This window comes from Bacteroides fragilis NCTC 9343 (assembly GCF_000025985.1).
Classification (GTDB): Bacteria; Bacteroidota; Bacteroidia; order Bacteroidales; family Bacteroidaceae; genus Bacteroides; species Bacteroides fragilis.
On the sequence record NC_003228.3, the window covers coordinates 4622632 to 4645052 of the forward strand.

Here is a 22421-nt window from a genome sequence, read left to right on the forward strand (position 1 = left end):
AACGAAGTATGAAGAATTTTCTTACGCCGCCCATCGTCATCGACTATTTTAGAACGGATAGCCTACGGCAAAGTGTAGTCCCAACCCCTTCCAGAAAGAACCGGTCACATTGTAATATCCCTTCTTGCCGGTATCGTACGGATCATGCAAAGGCACACCACAATCCAGACGCAGAATCAGGAAGTCGAGGTCGTAACGTATACCGGCACCTGTTCCCAACGCAATCTGTTTGCCGAAAGTCTTCCAACGCAGTTGCTTTTCCGGTGCCTCTTCATCTTTACGCAACATCCAGACGTTACCGGCATCCAGAAAGACAGCACCGTGCAAGTCACCGTAAATGCGGAAACGATATTCCACGTTGGCTTCCATCCGGATATCTCCCGTCTGGTCCAGATAGAGCCCTTTCGAAGTCTTTGTCGGCCGGAATCCACCCGGTCCGATACTGCGTGCAGTAAAAGCACGTACACTATTGGCACCTCCGATATAGAACTGCTCGCTGTAAGGTGCCGTATTTGTATTGCCATACGCCCAGATAATTCCTCCAGCCACACGGCTGGCTATGGACTGGTTCTTATCGATCTTCCAGGTATAACGGAAGTCACTGTTCACCTTCAGAAACTGTGCGAAAGGAACACCGAACAGTTTCTTGTCTCTTTGGCTGAACTTCTTTCCGAAAATACGATAAATACCGGAAGTTATGTTACCGGCGGAAGTAAACGTAGTCTGCCACCAGATAGGATTACGCACTCCGCGCAAAGCCGCGTTATCAAAAGTATAGGTATATTCCATTGCCGGAATAAACTGATTCTGCAGACTACGGTACAAGGCTTTGTTCTGATCAGCAATTTCCTCAAAGGCCTTCGTTGTGTGTTGCAGCACATTGAAAGTCACCCGGAGAGGTGTCAGGCTGTGACGACTGATACGGGTCGGCTGAAAGTCATAAGTGGCATTTCCTCCGAACGCCAATAGTTTATAGTATTTGGCACGGTTAAGCTGATCGATATACAAACGGAAAGTAGTGGTTGCCGGGAAGTCATACTCACGTCCTCCGAAAGAAGGGAACACGACCCGGGGAAAAGTCAAGGCAGTAGATACTCCCATCTCCCAACTATTCATCAATGAACTTCCTTTATTCTGTCCGGTCTGCCATTCGTAAGAGCCCTTTAACTTGACATTCCACGTCTCTCCTCCCCCAAATACATTGTAACGGGTCAGGCCGAAAGATGCACCGGGGCCTGTCTGGTTATTGCTCTTGGTGGTCAGGTTGAATTCCAGTTCCGCGTCATACGGTTTATCAAACGTAGCCTGCAAACGCACGTTCAGCGTGTCACAAGTTGCCGTAGAGTCCTGAGGGATATATTGCAGATCGAGATAGCGGAAAATACTCAGTTGCGAAAGGCGTTCCTGGATACGCGTTTGCCGATACTGGCTGTATAAACGGCTATGAGCAGAGTTGCGCAAAGAATCATTGCGGACATAAGCCTGATAATTCAACCAACGGTAAAGCATATTCGGACGCACCTGCATCTTCTTATAATAATGAATATCGAGTCCCCGGTATTCGAGTGTACTGTTCGGCACTTCTCCACCCTTTCCGTACAAAAAGACCGATGTCTTACCGACATAATACGGGCGCTGGGCCGCATCCGGAAGTCCCGGTACAGGTATCAACCGGAGACTGACATGCCCGGGATTCAACAGAGTATCCGCCTGATACTTCATATAGTCCGGACGAAAGTAGAAATACCCGCGATTACGCAATAAAGTACTGATACGGCTGCGCTCTGCATCCAGATCACTCACGTTGAACTGTTCACCGGGGGTCAACAACGATCCTCTGCGTCCTCTCTCCATGATTCTCAACGTACGCGGATTGAAACGAGTGTAATAAACCGTATCGATGTAATAAGGGTCTTTCATATCAACCGTATAGCGTATACTTGCCTTCAGGCTGTCTTTCTTGTCGGGCACGGTCTGGAATCGGACCGTCCCATTAAAGTAGCCATAGTCGTGCAACAGGTTGGTGCCTACTTTGGCACGTATTTCCGGATTGACCGTAGAAATGAATACGGGAGGATTGGCGGCAAACCGGTTGAAGAGCCAGTGTCCGAAACCTTTCTTATAGCGAACCAGACTGTTATAAGCCCACATCTTGAAAGGGATGGGGACAAAGCCTAAAATTTTTGTACTCGGAGCTTTATCGAGTGCGGCATCAAGTTCGGTCAGCGCATCCTCTGTCAAAGGCGCTTGTGGCTCGTTTTCAACAATAGTCTTCGATCCGGTGTAGAGTATTTCCCCTTCGGGCAGGTGCTTGGTTGTGGAACATGCTCCCAACAACAACATTACAAGACCGGCTTGTATGGTACCCCATATTATATGAACTGTTTCTTTACGTATCATCCTGTTTAAATCTCTGTTGTTAATCAATTACTGATGTGCTTCGCCGTCAGACGGGGCTTTTTGCGTCTCAGGAAGTGTCTTCTTCTTTTTACGGAAAATAAATAACTCACCCAATCTGTCGATACGTTTACGCAGTACCAGACCGATACCGGTTTCCGTTATCTCCCCTTCAAGCACACTTTCGTAATTCTTATTGTGGAAAAGGCGAATGTAACGGGTGCCGGATGTATCGAGACGATATTCGAGAGAGATATTGTCGATAAACGACTCGACATCATTCGTAGCCTGCGCTCCGGTAGACACCTTACCACCCAGTACGATCTGGAAACGGTCATTGAAGAAACGCTGCGAATAACGGAAACTGTAGTCGGTACGTTTTCCTCCCGCATCAGCCGCATCGTGGTCTTCTACTCCCATCGAGAAGCTGGCATTCTTCAGGTTTCCGGCCAATGCATTGATCTGGCTGGAAAGTATACTGTTCAATGCCGATCCCATATTCAGTCCCCCACCTCCGGAACTTCCCGAATTAGCCAGATAGAGCCCGGTAGCCAACATTGCAATGGCCTGTTTACCCCGTTCATCAGCACTCATAGAAGCCAGCTGATTCTGCACTTCCGCATCATCGGGCGCATCGATCTCAAAGGCCAGTGAAAGGTTATCCAAACGGTTCTTAACTACAATCGACACATCAAAGTTGACCATACGCGATTGCCCGTTCTCACTGCCTACGGAAGCGCGAAGGCGCTCGGTAGCTTTGAGATTGAGCATCGGGTCCATCGGATTACCGGTCCATTCCACGTAACTGCCATTGTTTATATTGAATTCTTTCAGGGGTATCACGGGAAGTGCATACTTCATCATACCACCCGTAAGGGTATACCGGCCTGATAAGGACAAATCACCTTGCGGTGTATATTGCATACTCAGATTGCCTCCTCCCTGCAACTCTACCCGGCTGCTACGGTCAGCACTCAGATCGGCCTTCAACCGGACTCCGGGATCGATTTGTACAGTCATAATCATGTCGAGTCCGCCAAGTGACACAACAGGGGCTTCTTCTTTCTGTACGGTCGTCGTATCACTGAAAGAAGTAAAAGTAACCAGGTCTCCCAACCGGTCCTGCACGGTAAGCGGCGAGTCCATCAATACATAAGTGACATCCGTATTGCCCAGCAAATTCATATTGCCGCGCATCACCAACGCATTTACCGGTCCGCGCACGGTTGCATTGAAGTCGACAAACACTTTGCCATATACCAGGCTCTCCTTTGTACGGGGAGCATTGAGCAGCATATAGTTTTCTGCCAGCATGGACAGATTAACCCTGGGATCGGTCAAATTCCGAAAATCGACTGTACCATCAATCGTGAAAGGATTCTTTCCGGTAGTGAATATAGCGAACTTATCAAAAGTCAAACGGCTGTTTTTGATTTGTACAGGACGATTGTCGAACGTAAACCGTGCCCCTGCCTGACGGGCAAAGACCGACACACTGTCCAAGACCAGATCTCCGTTGACCAACGGCCGGTCTGTATCACCGGTGATGTGAAGCCCACCGTCCATATCGCCGGAAAGGGTGACTACCTGATCCGGTACAAAGGCATTGGCTATCTTTAACGGAAAATGTTCCATGATGGCATTCACCTCAATACTGTCTTTACCGGTCACCGAAGGATGAAGCGAACCGTCAGCCATCAATATCTCCTCGCCCTCATGGGTCAGATAAGTACTGATATAATGTTTTCCTCTTTCACCCGGAAGCCAGGTCACACCGAGTGCAACGTCGCCGATGCGTTGACGTTCATAAGTCAATTCATCAATATTAGCCTCAGCCGATACTTGCAAGGAAGTAGCTGTCTGCACGTAATTAGCCTCAGCCGAGAAGAGCCCGGACAAGTCAGGCAGATAAGGAAGCACTTCACTGATCTCAGACAGGCGGATGCGTTGCAACTCCACATCAATGTTCTGCAACGATACAGTATCGCTCCGGTTTGATTTTATCCTGAATCCCATGTCTTCGTCATCCGCCATATCGACATTGGCGTACAAGCGCATGTTTTTATGGAGGTATATCCAGTTGTGATGATCGACGAAGTGGAACTTTCGGAAGGCAATAATGGGATTTTCCGGTATCAGCGTAAAAGCAAGCCCATCGCCTTTTCCGTTTCCTTCGACCAATGGACGGACGTTCACACCGAAAAGTACCCCGGTTTCGCCTTTCGCATTTTCATAGCGTAGCGTGAGTTCGGCATCATCGTTGCGTATTTCTCCGGCAAAGCTCGATTTAAAAACGATCTGCGGATTCTTGGGGCCGTTGATGACCCCTCCGTGCAAACTCATGCGAGTCGTGTCCTGCTTGACAGTAAAGTAGATCGTGTCCAGTTGCAAGGTATCCATCTTCAATGCATGAATAGAGGCTTTTCCGTTGATCCCCCAGTCGGGAGCAGTGCCAAACTTCACACCCACATCGTGAAAAGCGATATCTTTCGTTGCCAGATAATAGGCCAACGGATTTTCTTTACCGGCCGACATCGAGAATATAGCGGTCGGCAACGCCTCTCGCAATTCCCCGTGATCAAGTTCTTTCTTATCTATTTGCTTGACCAGCACATCAGCAAAATGTGCTGACTGTTTAATCAGCTTATCCAGGCTGGAACGTGCCGAAAGGTTAAGCTTCATATCACCGGCCGTAAGATGAGTGAAAATACGGTCGCGCCGGGCTTCTGCCGTAAAATTAAAAGCTAAAGGATATTTCAGGGGTTTAGGGGCAATCCCCAGTTCATACAAATCAAGTTGTGTAACATCCATATCAAGCTTTCCGTCCATATAAGGTTTGGCAAGGTGATATTCGGCATTGGCATTCATCTTTAACAAGCGGTTGTCACTCACTAAACGGGCTGTGGCAAGTGCGTTCTTTACATCACCGGTCACTTCAATTCCCGAAATCTGATAACGCCCATAATGCAACGATTGCAGTGAGGCCTTCAAAGAGGCAGTCGTACGATAAGAAGTGAAATCGATCCCTCTTCCCACAGCAGCGACCGATGTAGTCAGTTCGTAGATCGAGTCTTTGGGCAGGAAATGATGAAGTTGCAAAGCGTCCACCTTCAGGTCAGCCCGATAAGCCTCAGTGCTTCCATTGTAGGCAGCATCTAAATTCAGCATTCCCTCTCCTTCTTTCAGCAGGAGTTGCGCCATATATTGAGGCCCTTTCATTCGGGCTTTCGCAACCAACGACATCTGATTGGGAATAACAAGTAAACTATCCGGCCTCGTTCCGCCCAGAGCGGTCAGGAAGTTAAGATTCTGTGTCTGCATCCTCAGGTCAATAATGGCGGACCTCTCCAGGCTATCGGTCAGATTCAATAACTCTCCACCGCCCGAAAGTGAAAAAGCTCCGGGCAACTCGGCACTGAACCGGGTTATCTGCATCTCTTTCAGGTTTCCTTCCGTACCGGCACGTATCACCAACGGACGGAAGGGATAGGCCTCTTTGAAGCTATCCGGCAATCCACCGGCCAGCAACAACACGTCTTGTTTCCCGATCATCGCATTAAAGCGGGCAGTCAGACGTCCGGTAGTAGGAATATTCACCAACTCCCAATAAGTCTGTGCAGTAAGATCCATTTCGGAATGTGGAGTCAGCAGTTTCAAACTCGGCACTTGGATAATGGTATCATTGGCAAACACACGTCCGGTAAGCGAAGTGACACTTAATCCGGAACGGTCGTTCATCGAAAACTCACGGATAACAGCATTCATATTGCGTCTGCGATAATACATCGAATCGAGTCCGATACGAATATCGCGCAAAGCGATGTGTGAAGGATCGAAACCTTCCGCCGGCTCCGCGGTGCCCACATCATAATTGACCGAGGTACCCGATACCAGAAAACTACGAAGCCCGTAATGCAAATTCTTCAAATCGGCTTCCGCATCATTCACTTGTGCTTCTCCAACATGAGCCGCCAAACGCATACTGTCTGCCGGTAACTGCATGCTGAAAGAGACATTCTTCAATTTCAAATGACGCAGGTCTACTTTCCAGCGGACCTCACTTTGAGTAGTATCTTTAGGCGTAGCAGTGGTATCATTCAAAAGCAACTGTACATGAGTATCAGAGAGTTCGGCCCGGTTTATAATGGCTATTTCATTGGGTAGATCCACTCCATGGCTCTCCAGCCTAAAGCTACCCAGAACACCTTTCAGCCGCATACCGTCTATCAGGTTGGCAGAATTAACGGCTACCTGCTGAAGGCTGATGTCATCTACCTCAACCTTGCCACGGAAAAGCGGAAGTGCCTGCACATGTACATTGAGGCTTTCAAGTGAAAGCAATGTATCGGGAGCCTGGATGACTTCAACTCCCCGTACCAACAGATTTAAAGGGAACCGTAAATCGATGCGACGTACATTGATCTGCATGCCGGTTGCTTCGGAAACATAAGCAGCAGCCTCCTTTCTCAGAAAATTCTGTACGGGAGGGATATAGAGTAATACCATCAGTATCACAAAGAGTATGAGGGGGGTAAGCAAAATCCAGCTTACCCATTTGATCCATTTTCGTTTCATGAAGCTTGTCTCTCAATGTAAAAAGTGATACAAAGGAAACAAAATTTTCCGGAAAAAGATTAAAGTGACGACGATTTTGTATACGAATAGACACTTACGGCAATCACCGATTGTCAATCTCCTGCTGCATATCGTCGTGCCTCAGCCATTACGATATCTACCTGTCGAAGAGCTTCATTCGCCTTTTGTATCATTTCGTCCGATACGGCTTCGCCACGACGCTGCTCCAGCCATAACAGCAGAGGAAGTGCCTCGGAAGCCCCAAGCAATGTAAACAGAGGCAATAATTTGTGAGCCATGCCGGCTATCCCATCCACATCAGTGGCTCGGATAGCGCTTTCCATCCGGTTCCGGTTCTTCTCCGTTTCTTCAATAAAGGTTTGAATAATGGTAGAGGCAGCTTCCGGATCATCTTCGGAAAAAGCAGTCAGCGCCCGAAAGTTAAGGGAGTCCGGTGTCAATTCAGCTGACGAACCGGTCATTTCTTCACCACTGATAATCGTCAAGAGTTCCTTTACCGTAAAAGGCTTATGCAAACATCCTGCAAAGCCGTGTTCCTGAAAGTCCTGTTCATTCATCTCACTCCGGGCGGTAACAGCAATTACCGGAATAGTACGCGCCTGAGGTATATTGGATGCACGCAATAGTTTCAGTAAATCGAAACCATTGATGGCAGGCATTTGAACGTCAGTCAGCAACACGTCGAATGTAGCCGTACGAAGTTGCTCAATCAACTCATCCGGCTGTTGGCAGCAAACAGCCTGAATGCCTTGTTGTTCAAGCATAGCGGCAGTCAGAGCCAATTGAATCCGGTCGTCATCAATCAATAAAACACGGTTTAATTTTGGAGATGCCATTACCCCGTCCTCACCGGCTTGATCTGTCGTTGAAACCGAAGACACATTTCCTTCCCGCTTCTCTCCTGTCACAGGCCCCACAGGATAGAGCGGCAGAATGACAATAAAACGACTCCCTTCACCCAAGGTACTTTGAACACTAATCGATCCTTCGAGCAAGGTCACAAGTTTGTGTACAATGGAAAGCCCCAGTCCAAAGCCTTCCTCACCTTGCGCTCCCGGCAACCGGGTAAATTCCTGAAATATCTTTTCACGGTCACCGGGTGCCATACCTTTACCAGTGTCCACCACCTCGATGCGGACACTGGACGAATGATAGGTAATATTCAATGCAATGCTACCCTTAGCTGTGAATTTCACAGCATTGGAAAGCAGATTATTTACAATTTGCCGGATACGGAGCGGATCACTGATGAAGCGTCCGTCCAGTTCGGCGTCTATACTGCAACTTAAAGTCAGATGTTTGGCATCGGTCAGTGGTTTAAAGCTAATACGTATCTCTTCAAACAGTTGTGCCGGATTAAAAGTAACCCGGTTGACTTCTGCCTTATTCAGATCCAACCGGTGGAAGTCGAGCAAGTCACTTACCAGTTTAAGCAGATGTTGCGAGGAACTTTTCATATTGTCCAGATAGAAACGCTGTCTTTCATCCGTAGTCAACCCGGTCAATAAATCCGTATATCCGATGATAGACCCCAAAGGAGCTTTAAAATCATGAGTGATGGCAAGCATTAACTTTTCACGAGCCTCCAACAGCGCCTCCGCACGCTTATTGGCCTCCTCCAATTCCTTCCGGTAACGATTGCTCCGGGTGATATCCCGCCAGATCATAATCAGGAAGCAGGCGGACAGCAACACGGCGGCAATGGCAATCCCGCCAATCGTACGAGTTGAACGGTTCCGAAGTTCTTGCTGTTCGGATGCGTTGTCCATAGCACGTTGGGTGACTACTTGCTCATAGGTCGTAATCATGCTGTCAATACGAGTGGTTAATTCCTTATTCATCCGGCGAAGACGGGCATTGTAGTTGGGCCGTACCACAGGCCTGGACTTCCGTTTGGTCACCGTTCGTATGCGCTGATGTAGTGAATCAATCGGATTGTAAGGTTCAAGAATGGTGTCGGTCGCAAATTCCACAGCTGTATTTACCAGCACAGCCGTATCTTCTTTCGAAGGAGCGAACACCTCGCCCAACCTCCTGAAAAAACCCTTTTTCTTTCGTTTCGTAATCACAGAGTCACGCTTGGTGATGATACGATGTTGCACACGCTGTTGAGTGATCACTGTATCTTGTTCGGCAATGATGGAATCCAATTCAACCGGAGTAATCATACTCTCGTTCGCTTCATTAATGATCTGAAGCATCCGGATGGTATTTTCATCTTTCTCTTTCAGTAAAAGCAGCAAACTATCCGTCTGCAAACTCTGTACATCGTCCGTATCAGACAGTTTCTCCATCTCCCTGTGTACAAACAACAGGGAGAGCAGCAGCACAACCAGCAACAAAGTATACCCCGCCGCGATCTTTACTTTTGTGAAACGGGAAGGAATAGCCATAACTTATCTTGTTTTATATCTGAAACGTAACCATAACATAATGGCCGCACTACTCAGTCCGAAAGGAAAAGCCATCCAGACCCCGAGTAATCCCCAGCCCATAACAAATCCAAAGAAATATCCGGCCGGGAGAGAAATGATAAAATAGGCGATAAAAGCAATCAGCATCATAGGCTTTACATCCGAAATACCACGCAGGGCATTAGCGAAATTGATTTGCATCCCATCGCCGAACTGATAAGCCAGAAAAGGCACCATCAGAACAACTACCATCGCAGAGACTTCGGTATTGTCGGTAAACCATCCTCCTACCTGATAGCGGAACAAGAAGACAATAGACAGCAGAACAACTCCCATAGCTAATATGATATGTGCCCCGGCATACGCAGTACGACGTACATTAACAATATCGTTTTGACCCTTGAAATTGCTGACACGCACAGCTACTGCCGCCCCCATCCCATAAAACATCATAAACGTGAACTGTGAGATAGTAAGCATTACCTGATGTGAGGCAAGGGCGATAGTCCCCAACCATCCTACCATCACTGTGCTCAAGCTAAATGAAGCGGTTTCCATCCCCATTTGAAAAGCTACAGGCCATCCTAAGGCATTCAGCTGACGGAACAATGTACGCGACCATCCCAAGCGAATAAATCCCAGTTTATAACGTAAGAAACGGCGGCTGCTAAAAAACACGAATGCAAATACCAGCACCATGACAATACGTGAGAACAACGTGCTGATTCCGGCACCCAATAATCCAAGTTCGGGAAATCCAAGTTTACCGTTAATCAAGATATAGTTCCCCACGATATTCAGTACATTTCCACCCAAAAGTATCCACATAGCTGTCTTAGTATCGGTTATTCCATCGGTAAACTGTTTGAATCCGTTAAATAGCAACACAAAGACCAGCGAGGCAAGTAGTATCAGATAATAGGGCTTGATCAAGGGTAATAACTCTTCCGGTTGCCCCAATCTTTCAACATTCAGATAGAGAATGCCCATAATTACGGTTAATAAAATACCGACCAAAAGATTGGCAAGCAAACTGCAACGTAATGCCTGCCCGGCAGACGCAAATCTACGAGTCCCATAAAAGCCCCCTACAATAGGAGTCAATCCATATGAAAATCCGGTACTGAAAATAATGGCAAGCGTAAACATGTTATTGACAAAGGAGGCTGCTCCCAGTTCGTTGGTGCTGTGATGACCAATCATTAAGGTATCGGCAAAGCCAAGCACAATAACCCCCACTTGCCCGATAACAATGGGAAGGCCAAGAAGAAACAATGCTTTATAATGATTCTTATATATAAGTCTCATCCTTCTCTCCTCTACTACTCTTATAATAAAGTACTACTCCATTTTCTTCTCGGAATGCAGTTTGTGCCACCGCGTTCAAACGGTCGGCAGTCACGGCACGATAGCGTTCAACCTCCTTTTCCATATCTTCAGCCCGCCCGTTCAATTCGAACCAGGCAAGATTGGTGGCAACATTCAGATAATTGATATTTCCGAATATCTGGGTAGATTCAAACTTATTCTTTACCTTCTCGAGTTCCTGTTCTTGGATCAAAGCAGATTGCAGTTCATTCAACTCTTCACGCACCGCAGCCTCAGCTTCTTCCAACGACACACCGGCTGCCGGTTTCCCACTGATATGGAACAAGCCGGCATCAAGTGTTCCCGATATATAAGCATCGATACTCGAGAACAATTGCTTTTCTTGCACAAGATGCTGGTTCAAACGGCTGGAACGTCCGTTACTTAAGATATCCGACAAGATATCAAAAGCATAATAATCGCTATCCGCGCGGTCACACATATGGTACGCCATAAAAAGCGAATCAAGCGGTACATTTCTCTCCACTACCAAACGGCGTTCTTCCGTTTGTACCGGCTCCGGAGGCAATTGCCTCAAAGGAACTTCCCGGCGGGGGATAGGACCGAACCACTTTTCTGTGAGATGTAAAGCCTCTTCAAACGAAATATTGCCGGTAACAGCCAGAACAGCATTATTAGGTGCATAAAAACGAAAAAAGAAATCTTTGACCTCTTCCAATGTAGCATTGGCTATGTGAGACAGCTCCTTACCGATGGTAGGCCATTGATAAGGATGAACCCGATAAGCCAGCGGACGCAACAAATGCCCAACATCACCATAGGGCTGATTAAGGCAACGCTGCTTAAACTCTTCCATTACCACTCCCCGCTGAACCTCCAGACTGCGTTCACTGAAATCGAGGCTCAACATTCTATCAGATTCAAGCCAAAATCCGGTTTCCACATTCTGTCTGGGTACAGTGAGGTAATAATTGGTAATGTCATTATTGGTCCAGGCATTATTTTCCCCTCCTGCCAATTGTAACGGAGCATCATAATCGGGTATATTCACAGAACCGCCAAACATCAGGTGCTCAAAAAGATGGGCAAACCCGGTATGCTCCGGGTTTTCATCTCTGGCTCCCACATTATAGAGAATATTGAGCGCAACCATCTGCGTACTGGTGTCCTGCGCATGAACCAATCTCAAACCATTATCCAGAATATGCCTGTTGATTTGCAGCATATTTATTCAATAACAGAAACATTAATAATCTTCACATCCTCTTCCGGGCGATCGCTGCGGTCTGTTTTTACCTGCTGGATTTTGTCAACAATGTCCATGCCCTCGACAACTTCGCCAAAAACAGTATATTCACCATCCAGATGCGGAGTACCTCCGACGGTTGTATAAGCTTTTATTTGCTCAGGAGTAAAGTGGAAATCGGGTTGTTTGGCAGCTTCCGCTTCAGCCTGTATAAACAGAGTATCTTGTAAAGCATAAAGTCCGTCCTGATCATTGGCCTTACGCATTTTATAGATTTCTTTCATGTGTTTTTGCGCCAAAGCATTAAAAGCCTCAGTTACCTTATTCTGATTCTTCTGTTGTTCCATATTCAGAAGTGTCGAATCATTGAACACTTTTCCGGTAACAATATAGAATTGACAACCGGATGACTCTTTCTTGGGATTCACTTCATCTCCCTGTCGGGCAGCAGACAAAGCGCCTTTCTTATGAAAATACTTCGGATATACAAATTCAGCCGGAACCGTATAACCTACATCACCGGAACCCAACATCTTACCTTTCGGAGCATTTTTCGATTCCGGATCACCCGCTTGCACCATAAAGTCTTTTATGACACGATGAAACAACGTTCCATTATATGTTCCGTCTTTAGCCAGTTTAATGAAATTATCTCTATGTTTCGGAGTCTCATTATACAACTTTACTTTGATATCCCCCATAGAGGTCTCAATCTTCAATACAGTTTCTTTTTCCATGTTTCCATCTTTCTTTTGTCCCGACTTACAAGCTACTGCGCTGCAAGCCAGTATAATTAATAATATCCAAAAATTCTGTTTCATAACGCTTTTATTTAATTTAAGTCTGCAAATATACGACTTTACCTCAAAACCTCTTACCTTTGTAGCTCACAAAAAGAGGCAAAAGCTAACATCATGAGATCCATACTGATAGTTGAAGATGATATTACGTTCGGGATGATGCTAAAAACCTGGTTAGGCAAAAAAGGGTTTAATGTATCATCAGTGAGTAACATTGCACGTGCGCAAAAGCACATCGATGCACAACCGGTAGACCTGATTCTTTCCGACTTGCGACTTCCCGACCACGATGGTATTCACCTGTTGAAATGGATGGGTGAGAAAGAGCTCCATATCCCATTGATTATCATGACAGGATATGCAGATATCCAATCAGCCGTACAAGCAATGAAACTGGGTGCACAAGACTATATTGCCAAACCCGTTAATCCCGAAGAGCTGCTTAAGAAAATGAGCGAAGCACTTCAAAAGAAAGAAGCTCCTCTTCCCAAAACTCCCCTCACGGAGAAAAGCCCTAAAACCAAACAAGAATCTCATTCCTATCTGGAAGGAGAAAGTGATGCTGCCAAACAACTCTATAACTATGTCAGCCTGGTAGCTCCCACCAACATGTCAGTCCTGATCAACGGTGCCAGTGGAACGGGAAAAGAGTATGTAGCCCATCGTATTCACCAATTAAGCAAACGTAGCGACAAACCGTTTATTGCCATCGACTGTGGCTCCATCCCCAAAGAGTTGGCCGCTTCTGAGTTCTTCGGTCACATCAAAGGCTCCTTCACCGGTGCTCTCTCTGATAAAACCGGTGCTTTTGTAGCAGCGAACGGGGGTACCATCTTTCTTGATGAAATCGGTAACCTGAGTTACGAAATACAAATTCAACTTCTTCGTGCACTACAGGAACGTAAAATACGCCCTGTTGGTTCAAACTCAGAAATTACTGTCGATATCCGTCTGGTGTCTGCAACCAACGAGAACCTGGAACAAGCCATCGAAAAAGGTACATTCCGCGAAGACCTCTACCACCGAATCAATGAATTTACTTTGCGCATGCCTACTCTGAAAGAACGTGGCGGAGACATCCTTCTTTTTGCCAACTTCTTCCTCGACCAGGCTAATAAAGAGCTTGACAAGCAACTGATCGGCTTCGATGCCAATGCTTCAAAGGCATTACTCGAATATCACTGGCCCGGCAACCTAAGGCAGATGAAGAATATCATCAAACGCGCCACATTGCTTGCTCAAGGCAGTTTCATAGGCCTTGCAGAACTGGGTAGTGAAATTCTGGAAACACAACTATCAACTCCCAAAATGACATTACGGGATGAAGATGCCGAAAAGGAACATATACTGGAAGCACTCCGACAAACAGGAAACAACAAAAGCCGTGCTGCACAATTACTCGATATTGACCGCAAAACATTATACAATAAACTGAAACTATACGGAATCGACCTCTAAAGAACACCAAGGTGTGGAATATTTCCACACCCTTTTCCACATTTTCCACAACATTCCACACTGCATCCCATTTCCATTCATTTTTTACTCACCTACAAATCAACAGATTAGTTCACACGTATTCTTTTTGGCACAAGATTTGGGAAATACTCAATACAAGTGTTTAACCAAATGAAAGATAAAACTAAAGAGTTAGTTTTATAGTAGTAGCAATGTTTATGTTTGTTTGTGATGGTTTTAACCTAGACCTTAACATGAAATTAAAAACAGACAATCAGAACTTTAACAAGAAAATAATTATGAAAAAGTTAGTTTTAGTAGTAGCTATGTTTATGTTTGCTTGTGGATCGTTCTTTACAATGGCACAGGATCCGGTGAAAAAAGACCCAAAGAAAGAGGTCAAAGACACTGCAAAAACTGAGCCTAAGAAAGAAGTAGCCGACACAACCGCTATAACGGTCGCAGCATCAGGAGCATTTGCACAGTTTGCCGAATAATAGTAAGCACACTACAACAAAAAAGCCATTCCTACTTCGTCTATTCAGGGAATGGCTTTTTTGCGTTTATATAGGAAAGTAGATAACCAAAGTTGTGCTCCGGTTGAAATTATTTGAGGATCCATCTAAATGAAACCATCACTCTTTTTCATTGAAATCCATGCCATAAGTTACTATCCGGTACAGGAGCATCGAGTTCAATCAATTCTTTAGACACCGGATGAACAAAACGCACATGCCGGGCATGCAAACAAATACTTCCATCCGGATTGGAACGTGCAGAACCATATTTCAAATCACCTTTGATGGGACATCCCATCTTTGCCAACTGGCAACGAATCTGATGATGACGTCCGGTCTTCAGATCAACTTCGAGTAGAAAGTAATGATCCGAATGTCCGATAAGTTTATAGTTCAGAATCGCCTTTTTACTGTTGGGAACCTCCTTATCATAAGCGTAGCTTTTATTCTGCTTCTCGTTACGCACCAGATAGTGAACCAATTCTCCTTCGGGTTGCTTCGGACAATTCTTCACGATGGCCCAATAGGTCTTTTTCACTTCACTGTTCTTAAACATCTCATTCAAGCGGGAAAGAGCCTTACTGGTCTTCGCAAAAATAACAAGACCGCTCACGGGGCGGTCCAGCCGATGGGTTACACCGATAAAGACATTTCCGGGTTTCTGATATTTATCTTTCAGATATTGCTTGACAGTTTCTGAAAGAGGAGTATCACCCGTTTTGTCTCCCTGAACGATTTCGGAAGCGGTCTTGTTAACTACTATAATATGATTGTCTTCGTATATGACGGTCATACCGAATATTACATATTCATACCACCATCTACCTGAATCACCTGACCTGATACATAAGAAGACATATCAGAAGCAAGGAAAGTAGCGATGTTAGCCACATCTTCAGGAGTACCGCCACGACGCAATGGAATCTTCTTAGCCCATTCTGTTTTCACTTCTTCCGAAAGGCCGGCTGTCATGTCAGTAATGATGAATCCCGGAGCAATGGCATTGGCACGGATACCACGAGAGCCAAGCTCCTGAGCGATAGATTTAGCCAAACCAATCATACCTGCTTTTGAAGCTGAATAGTTAGCTTGTCCGGCATTACCGTGAACACCCACTACAGAAGCCATATTAATAATGCTTCCGGCTTTCTGGCGCATCATGATCGGAGTACACGCATGCACAAAGTTAAAAGCAGATTTCAGGTTCACATTAATAACCATATCCCACTGCTGTTCGCTCATACGCATCATCAATCCGTCACGAGTGATACCTGCATTGTTTACCAGAATATCGATACGGCCGAAATCTTTATGAATCTCTTCCACTACTTTTGCAGTATCTTCAAAATTGGCAGCATTCGACGCATATCCTTTGGCTTTCACACCCATTGCTTCGATTTCTTTTGCTGTATTCTGTGCATTCTCATCGATAACAAGATCTGTAAATGCAATATTTGCTCCTTCAGAAGCAAATTTCAAAGCAATAGCTTTACCAATACCACGAGCCGCACCGGTCACAATGGCTGTTTTTCCATCTAATAATCCCATACTAAATTTAAATTATTGATTAATTTCTGTTCTATGTAGTGCGCCAAACACGATGTTGGCAACATATCTTTTTCGGGTTTCCATATCCAGATTAGCTCCTATATGTCCCCGGATATAAGGCACTTCGATACCTTTTACGCAATAGTGTACCAATGCAGCAGTCATTTCCACATCATCTACATGAAACACTCCTTTGTCCTGTCCTTCCTTCAGCACGCTTTTAAATAGTTGCATTTCTTTTGCATCAAAGCGCTTCCGAACTTTTTCCACACGCCAAATATCTCTAAAAAAATTAGCACGAAGGGTTCCATTGCGATATACTACTTCCTTTACCGCATCCAGCCGGGTGTAAATCATCTCTATAATCTTTTTATCAGGAGAGATATCTTTATCTGCCACACGCTTCATCATATCCGACAGAATATCCAGTTCAGACTCTACAACAGCCAAATAGATTTCATCCTTACTTTTAAAATAAGTATAGAGCGTACGTCTACCCTTTTTAGAAGCAAGAGCGATATCATTCATTGTAGTATTCTCCACTCCCATCTTTGCGAAAAGCTGACGGGCAACGTCTACTAACTTGGCTTTTGTCTTTGATACGGTCATAGGTTAATTGCACATTGCTGAATTATTTGTGCAAAAGTAATTCTTTTCTTTCGTCCACACAAGAAAACAAATAAATTATTAACAATTGTATGTGAAAACAGATAAAAAAAATCAATCTAGTTCAGCACTGATCCTCAAGTATATAGTATAAAAGTAGCTCTTTTATAAAAAAATAAATGCCGAAATATTTGGTAGTTCAAATAAAAGCCGTACCTTTGCACTCACAAAACAGAAACATCGCGGAGTGGAGCAGTTGGTAGCTCGTTGGGCTCATAACCCAAAGGTCGTCTGTTCGAGTCAGGCCTCCGCAACTAAATAGAAGAAGAAAGGCTGATAATCGATTAATTATCAGCCTTTCTTATTTTATATCGAGATAAGGAGCAGAGCCGGAATCAGGATTCCGGGATCTTCCATAATTCCTGAGGGATTCTATAATAAGAATGATGAATTCGGAATATCGGCTTGCTCTCTTACAGAAAATGAATTTCAATCTTCCATCTTCCACCCGCATCTTCCACCCGCTGATTTGGGAGTATATCAATAGCTAAGATACTAATTAATAATGGTAAGATGGGCGTTTCTTAACCAGATATCCTGTTTAGAGCATTCTGTTTTTCATTACTATTTAATAAAAAATGGTATGTTCTCTATCTGATCCCCCATATCCGAGCCCATGAACCCGCGTATCTGTGCTGAGGTAAAGAAACCGAGATTTGTTATAATAGACTTAAAGGCAAGATGTTAAGAGTAATGATGTATCTGTTTGAAATCTTAGTGAGAGACCAGATTCGTATCCTTCAACTACATAACCCTTATCACCATCCCCGGATCAGAACAATCTCCTTCTGAAGCATTCATAAGTCCTACCCGGCTAATTACTTCTCCCGGAATTATCAATCGATTATCCTTGATTACAACATTGGAAGTAATGTCCACCGGATTCTCACCGGCCAGATCCTGCGCAAAAACCGTATGCTTTCCTGTTTTCAATGGAGAAGGAAACACCATTGTCACTTCTTTGAAATAACCAAATAGTCCGATAGGTATGTCCCAACGGTCGACGGATATCGAAACAGCAACCTTTTCGGTTACATACTCACGTCCTACATTACGGCCTATAGTAGAAACGGCTACAGCGCCATTGGGGTATCGGGAAGCCAACACAAACGGACAAACCGACAAAGGAGCTCCGGATACCTCCGGTAACTTCATATTCCGAGCAACCCGCGCCGGTGCATCGGCCGTTACATCTGCACCCACCGTACGCCCCTTATTCCAAGTCTCATTTTCCTGTAGAATCCAATGATCGGTTAACTTCACACTGTCGATGGCGAAAGTCCCGTAACCCACTGCAAACGGCTCAGCTATCCGATGCCATCTGACACCACGCACGACTTCATCCAGACGCCGCTTAATATCACGTCCGACCGGAGGAAACACAAAATCTTGTGCCCCATCCGGCAAAGTCTCTGCGAACGGATGTCGCATCACACCGATAGCACAGCCCAAACCTACCGCAATATAAGGTTCATCTTCACAATTAATAATTCCTTTCGCTCCCTCGACTGTCTTATAAGGCAATAAATCACAAATACGCCGGATAGTTATCGGCTGCGCCGTAATATTTTCGACATCATAGGTCCGAAAAACATCGCTAAACTCAATAAATTCATTTCGCAAAGCATGTTCTATATATAAATGGGGAGCATATCGCTTGCCGATAGCTGTCAACTTTCTTCTCCATTCCCCATTCCTGTCTTCCTTCCCCCAATCAACTTTCCAATAATCAAATCCGGCAGCATTTGCCGCTTTAATTCGTTGTTTCCAATACTCCTCTTCAGGAATAGCTGCATGCGTCTCTGCCTTCTGGGCACAAATCCATCCACCGACACCTTTCCAGCCTTTACTCTTGATCTGTTCCGATAATTGTTTCAAACGCTCCACTGCATCTCCACGAAAAGACGGAAAACGATCAGAACTCAGTTCTACGCAACCTAAATAAAGATTGGGTGAATCATTCACATCTTTAGGAATATCCCACGAATCGTCCATTACAAAGTAAAGATCTTTTCGGATTGCAGGATAACAATCCACCCAATTCTGATAAAGCCCGTCCCCAAATAAATAATCTTCAGTCATAGCAGCCCTGGTCAGTTCAGTACTTTTATAGCTGGCCACATAGCCTTGTAAATTCCACGTGCAAAAGTAATCGGGAGCTTGCGATGGCATATCAGGCACAAGGCTTTTTACTAAGCGCGGCTGTCCGGCAGCAGAAACAGCCATACTACAAAATAACGATATCAGTAAGTTTCTATATCCTATCATGGTAAAGTAAATTTTAGGTTAACAAGAACGAATATTGCAAATATAAGCATTCTTACCACTTGCCGAACAAAATCACTTCATTCATTTCGGTAAGCTGGAAAGAACTTCACCCCTTCACTACCAGGAATCATCCTACCGCCATTTTTTATACCTATATAAAATATAACCCACGATAGAAAAGACTATAAAATAACTGATATTAATGGTTTCAAATGATTTCCAATAATAAACCGTTTGCTGCATAAATGAAGAGTATGCATGTAAAATGGAGGAATACGGAATAAAATTAATGTAACGCCAATTACTCGCAATCATCGAAAACACAGTCATAAAAAAACTAAATCCCAGTGCTAAAGCATAATTCTTAAACAAGAAACTAAACACATATTGAATAACAAGGATAGGCAATAGCCCAATAAAAACACGAAAGAAGACAGAAATCACTAAAATTCTCACATCAAAATTTTGAAAGCCCATTGACGGTAAACAAACGCCCAAAATAAAGCCTGGTAACATAAAAGCAACATAGGCGATAAGAACTGACAAGAATGTCATTGATAGAAGGTAAATAAGTTTAGCTACATAAACAGTGCCTCTGGGAACAGGAAATAAAAACAAGAGAAGGTAATTGTCATTTTTAAACTCTTTTCCTATATAGGCCGCACAAAACAAGGCTGCCATTAATGGATACAACATACCGTAAAACATGAATAACGTACGTCCGATATTGTATATCCACAAGTTCGTACCGTCATAGCCTTCCTGACTCAGATTCCATAAATCATACACAATGAAAGCTACTGTCAACAACACCGGGAAGAATAGAAATAACTTTGCAGCTACATCGTGACGTGTTTTATAATATTCTGATGCTATGACATTTTGTAAGTCTCTTAATATCCTCATTTTGTTTGTGAAGTTAATTTTAAATAAACCGATTCCAAAGTATTCTCCAAAGGTTGAATAGCAGATATATGATAACCGCCCTGCCCCAGTAGCTCAATAAGCCTGTCATAGGTAGTATCATTGGAAAGGATAACTTCCAATATTGACTCCGACTTGATCCGGCTGTCAATTTGGACCTCTTTACATACCGAATGTAACAAATCCACCTTGTCCAACCTGATATGGATTCTTTTCTCTATACTGTTTAGTAATTCCGATAAATCTCCTTGATACAATAAACAGCCATGCTGAAGGATACCAACATGGGTACAAGTTTTTTCTACTTCATCAAGTAAATGACTGGATAAAAAAACGGTCTTACCCTCTTGATGCAGCTGTAAAAGTAACTCTCTTATAGAATGTATCCCCTCCGGATCAAGTCCATTGAGCGGTTCGTCCAGAAACAGTATATCCGGATCATGCAATAAAGCCATAGCCATTCCCAATCGATGTATCATACCCGTGGAATAGTGTCGAAGCTTCTTGTTTCTGGCATTCTCAATTCCCGTGATTGCCAATACTTTATTGATAGCGGTCCTTCCACAATGATAAATATGGTCTAAATACGCAAGGTGTTCATACCCCGTAAGATTATCATAATAGAATGGTTCTCCCGGGCATAAGCCTATCTTCCTTAATTGTTTTTCTCTCTGATCTCGAAATGGCTGTCCATCATATAATACCTCACCTTTAACAGGACGAGCTAAGCCAAGTAATACTTGAATCGTAGTTGTCTTTCCGGAACCATTATTACCTAAATATCCATAGAGTGCATTTTCCGGAATATCCAGATTCAGATTATTGAGTACCATCTGTTTGCCGTATCGGAAACAGAGATTTCTTATCTCTATTTTGCCCATTTATACATTTTATTTATAAAAGTTTTATCGTAATATACATCATAATTCAGGTCGATATAGAATAGCATATCCATTTGTTCGCTCCAAACTTCCGAAAGACTTGCACCTTGATCCAAACCCGAGATAAACGCTTGTCTCCATCTGCTATCCACGGGTAGTTCATTGAAATTTAAATAAGCAAACCCGACTTTTCTCTGATGTAGCAAATACTCGAGTGACAACGTACTAAGCGGATCCCGTATGCCGCCGTCAGTGTTTCTTCGTGCATACGAAGTAAATGCTATTGTATACATCCGGTCTCCAAAATGTATTTTTAACCTTTGTCCCATAGAGGTGAATCTGGTCGAGTCAACCTGCATCCTCCCCCGGTTGAATACATGCACATTAGCGCACCATACAATCACTTTTTGGTCTTTATAAACCGAGTCTACCAACCAAGTCAAATTATCGGCCATAATAGAATCGCGTAGGTTCATTCGTGTTAAATCACCGACATTCCGATACTTCCATATGCTCTCATACCGTAGTTTCAGTCCTGCAATATAACGCTGATGCAAACCATCTTCCATAGAATATCTTGACTCCTCATGAATTCTATTTTCCAATTTATTAAAATCCTGAGCAATGGAGTCTTTTAACATCCTATCAAGCCGGTATCCGAAATAATTCCAGTTTCCATTAAACTCACTCATCTGCAAGAAGAAGCGTTGCACATACGGGAAATCCGAAAGAGAAGAAGAGTAACCATTTAAATACTTCTCAACGGATTCCATGTGTTTCCTTCCTTGTCCATAATTGGTTAACTGGCAGTCGAAGCCATCCAAGGCAATAGAAGGATGGGAGCGATAATATTCCCATAATGATTTTGTCTCATTACTCCCCCACCAAAATGTCCATACAGCTTTAGATGGATTCATCCGCTGACGACCATCCTGATTCATAAGATACATGTCATATAAGCCAGTTTCATATAGTATAACATTATATCCTAATTTCTCGTGTAAATAACGAACCATCCTGGTTTTCATTTGCAAGGTGGCTCCATCCTGATGCAACTGCTCACCTAACAATAAGATTTGCTTGTTTTTTAACTCTTCATCCAAGAAGCACAAGAAATCAGTAGCGGTATCCGGCATCTGTACAGTACATGGCACGGAATGAACATACCGATCAATTTCTATAGCCGATTCTGAAGAAAGAGCCGGTATTTCCAAAGGATACAAAAGATAGCATACCAATGCCAAAAGCAAAAGGATGACCGATAAATAAGACCTCCGTATTGCCACTCGAAAATTCTTCATAGCTTTCAACTTCAAATAACTGAAAAAGGATGCAGCAAGAAAACTAAAATACTCTCTACTACATCCTTCCTTCAA

Annotated in this window: 15 protein-coding genes and 1 tRNA gene; 3 read left to right on the plus strand and 13 right to left on the minus strand. The window is 44.2% G+C overall.

Going from position 1 to position 22421, the window contains the following annotated elements:
• Window positions 1–48 precede the first annotated feature (48 nt).
• The 6 genes from tamL to BF9343_RS19005 all read right to left on the minus strand — a co-directional run bounded on the left by tamL (window position 49) and on the right by BF9343_RS19005 (window position 12803).
• Window positions 49–2400: a translocation and assembly module lipoprotein TamL gene (gene tamL / locus BF9343_RS18980; RefSeq protein ID WP_005799192.1), complete on the minus strand. Its 2352-nt coding sequence runs from the start codon at window positions 2398–2400 to the stop codon at window positions 49–51.
• A gap of 27 nt (window positions 2401–2427) precedes the next feature.
• Entirely contained in the window at window positions 2428–6972 is a 4545-nt protein-coding gene (locus tag BF9343_RS18985) for a translocation/assembly module TamB domain-containing protein (RefSeq protein WP_010993654.1), read from the minus strand.
• 113 nt (window positions 6973–7085) lie between these two features.
• On the minus strand, window positions 7086–9386 hold the full coding sequence (locus BF9343_RS18990) for an ATP-binding protein (RefSeq protein ID WP_005792029.1): 2301 nt from the start codon (window positions 9384–9386) through the stop codon (window positions 7086–7088).
• 3 nt (window positions 9387–9389) lie between these two features.
• Window positions 9390–10715, minus strand: coding sequence for an MATE family efflux transporter (locus BF9343_RS18995; RefSeq protein WP_005804263.1), 1326 nt, complete (start codon window positions 10713–10715; stop codon window positions 9390–9392).
• Window positions 10699–11961: a M16 family metallopeptidase gene (locus tag BF9343_RS19000; protein ID WP_005792023.1), complete on the minus strand. Its 1263-nt coding sequence runs from the start codon at window positions 11959–11961 to the stop codon at window positions 10699–10701. Before BF9343_RS19000 ends, BF9343_RS18995 begins: the two co-directional genes overlap by 17 nt.
• Window positions 11962–11963: 2 nt before the next feature.
• Window positions 11964–12803 (minus strand): peptidylprolyl isomerase, encoded by an 840-nt coding sequence (locus BF9343_RS19005; RefSeq protein WP_005792021.1) that lies wholly within the window; start codon window positions 12801–12803, stop codon window positions 11964–11966.
• A gap of 93 nt (window positions 12804–12896) precedes the next feature.
• Between BF9343_RS19005 and BF9343_RS19010 the strand changes: the two genes are divergently transcribed.
• Window positions 12897–14240 carry a sigma-54-dependent transcriptional regulator gene (locus BF9343_RS19010; protein WP_005792018.1) on the plus strand — a complete coding sequence of 448 codons (1344 nt, stop codon included), beginning with the start codon at window positions 12897–12899 and terminating at the stop codon, window positions 14238–14240.
• 254 nt (window positions 14241–14494) lie between these two features.
• A complete protein-coding gene (locus BF9343_RS19015) occupies window positions 14495–14737 on the plus strand; it encodes a hypothetical protein (RefSeq protein ID WP_005792016.1) in 243 nt (80 codons plus the stop codon).
• 148 nt (window positions 14738–14885) lie between these two features.
• On the opposite strand, the gene BF9343_RS19020 is transcribed toward BF9343_RS19015, so the two are convergent.
• From BF9343_RS19020 to BF9343_RS19030, 3 genes are read right to left on the minus strand one after another with little or no spacing between them, the layout of a single operon-like run.
• Entirely contained in the window at window positions 14886–15551 is a 666-nt protein-coding gene (locus BF9343_RS19020; RefSeq protein ID WP_005792014.1) for an RluA family pseudouridine synthase, read from the minus strand.
• An 8-nt stretch (window positions 15552–15559) separates the two neighbouring features.
• Window positions 15560–16306, minus strand: coding sequence for a 3-oxoacyl-[acyl-carrier-protein] reductase (gene fabG / locus BF9343_RS19025; RefSeq protein WP_005792012.1), 747 nt, complete (start codon window positions 16304–16306; stop codon window positions 15560–15562).
• Between the two features lie 12 nt (window positions 16307–16318).
• Complete coding sequence (locus tag BF9343_RS19030; RefSeq protein WP_005792010.1) at window positions 16319–16915, minus strand: TetR/AcrR family transcriptional regulator; 597 nt, start codon at window positions 16913–16915, stop codon at window positions 16319–16321.
• A gap of 238 nt (window positions 16916–17153) precedes the next feature.
• On the opposite strand from BF9343_RS19030, the gene BF9343_RS19035 reads away from it, so the two are divergent.
• Window positions 17154–17226 (plus strand) — tRNA-Met (locus BF9343_RS19035).
• Between the two features lie 490 nt (window positions 17227–17716).
• On the opposite strand, the gene BF9343_RS19040 is transcribed toward BF9343_RS19035, so the two are convergent.
• The 4 genes from BF9343_RS19040 to BF9343_RS19055 form a co-directional block, all read right to left on the minus strand.
• A complete protein-coding gene (locus tag BF9343_RS19040) occupies window positions 17717–19240 on the minus strand; it encodes a hypothetical protein (RefSeq protein ID WP_010993655.1) in 1524 nt (507 codons plus the stop codon).
• A gap of 132 nt (window positions 19241–19372) precedes the next feature.
• On the minus strand, window positions 19373–20146 hold the full coding sequence (locus BF9343_RS19045; protein ID WP_005799183.1) for an ABC transporter permease: 774 nt from the start codon (window positions 20144–20146) through the stop codon (window positions 19373–19375).
• Window positions 20143–20997, minus strand: a complete 855-nt coding sequence (locus BF9343_RS19050) for an ABC transporter ATP-binding protein (protein ID WP_224223200.1) — start codon at window positions 20995–20997, stop codon at window positions 20143–20145. The genes BF9343_RS19045 and BF9343_RS19050 overlap by 4 nt, the downstream gene beginning before the upstream one ends.
• A 35-nt stretch (window positions 20998–21032) precedes the next feature.
• Window positions 21033–22421 carry an erythromycin esterase family protein gene (locus BF9343_RS19055; protein ID WP_041926274.1) on the minus strand — a complete coding sequence of 463 codons (1389 nt, stop codon included), beginning with the start codon at window positions 22419–22421 and terminating at the stop codon, window positions 21033–21035.

Bases quoted from the DNA above. Each gene is read 5' to 3' on its own strand.
- tamL (WP_005799192.1), bottom strand. From the start codon at position 2,400: ATGATACGTAAAGAAACAGTTCATATAATATGGGGTACCATACAAGCC.
- fabG (WP_005792012.1), bottom strand. From the start codon at position 16,306: ATGGGATTATTAGATGGAAAAACAGCCATTGTGACCGGTGCGGCTCGT.
- BF9343_RS19050 (WP_224223200.1), bottom strand. From the start codon at position 20,997: ATGGTACTCAATAATCTGAATCTGGATATTCCGGAAAATGCACTCTAT.
- BF9343_RS18990 (WP_005792029.1), bottom strand. From the start codon at position 9,386: ATGGCTATTCCTTCCCGTTTCACAAAAGTAAAGATCGCGGCGGGGTAT.
- BF9343_RS19045 (WP_005799183.1), bottom strand. From the start codon at position 20,146: ATGAGGATATTAAGAGACTTACAAAATGTCATAGCATCAGAATATTAT.
- BF9343_RS19040 (WP_010993655.1), bottom strand. From the start codon at position 19,240: ATGATAGGATATAGAAACTTACTGATATCGTTATTTTGTAGTATGGCT.
- BF9343_RS18985 (WP_010993654.1), bottom strand. From the start codon at position 6,972: ATGAAACGAAAATGGATCAAATGGGTAAGCTGGATTTTGCTTACCCCC.
- BF9343_RS19010 (WP_005792018.1), top strand. From the start codon at position 12,897: ATGAGATCCATACTGATAGTTGAAGATGATATTACGTTCGGGATGATG.
- BF9343_RS19000 (WP_005792023.1), bottom strand. From the start codon at position 11,961: ATGCTGCAAATCAACAGGCATATTCTGGATAATGGTTTGAGATTGGTT.
- BF9343_RS19015 (WP_005792016.1), top strand. From the start codon at position 14,495: ATGAAATTAAAAACAGACAATCAGAACTTTAACAAGAAAATAATTATG.
- BF9343_RS19020 (WP_005792014.1), bottom strand. From the start codon at position 15,551: ATGACCGTCATATACGAAGACAATCATATTATAGTAGTTAACAAGACC.
- BF9343_RS19030 (WP_005792010.1), bottom strand. From the start codon at position 16,915: ATGACCGTATCAAAGACAAAAGCCAAGTTAGTAGACGTTGCCCGTCAG.
- BF9343_RS19005 (WP_005792021.1), bottom strand. From the start codon at position 12,803: ATGAAACAGAATTTTTGGATATTATTAATTATACTGGCTTGCAGCGCA.
- BF9343_RS18995 (WP_005804263.1), bottom strand. From the start codon at position 10,715: ATGAGACTTATATATAAGAATCATTATAAAGCATTGTTTCTTCTTGGC.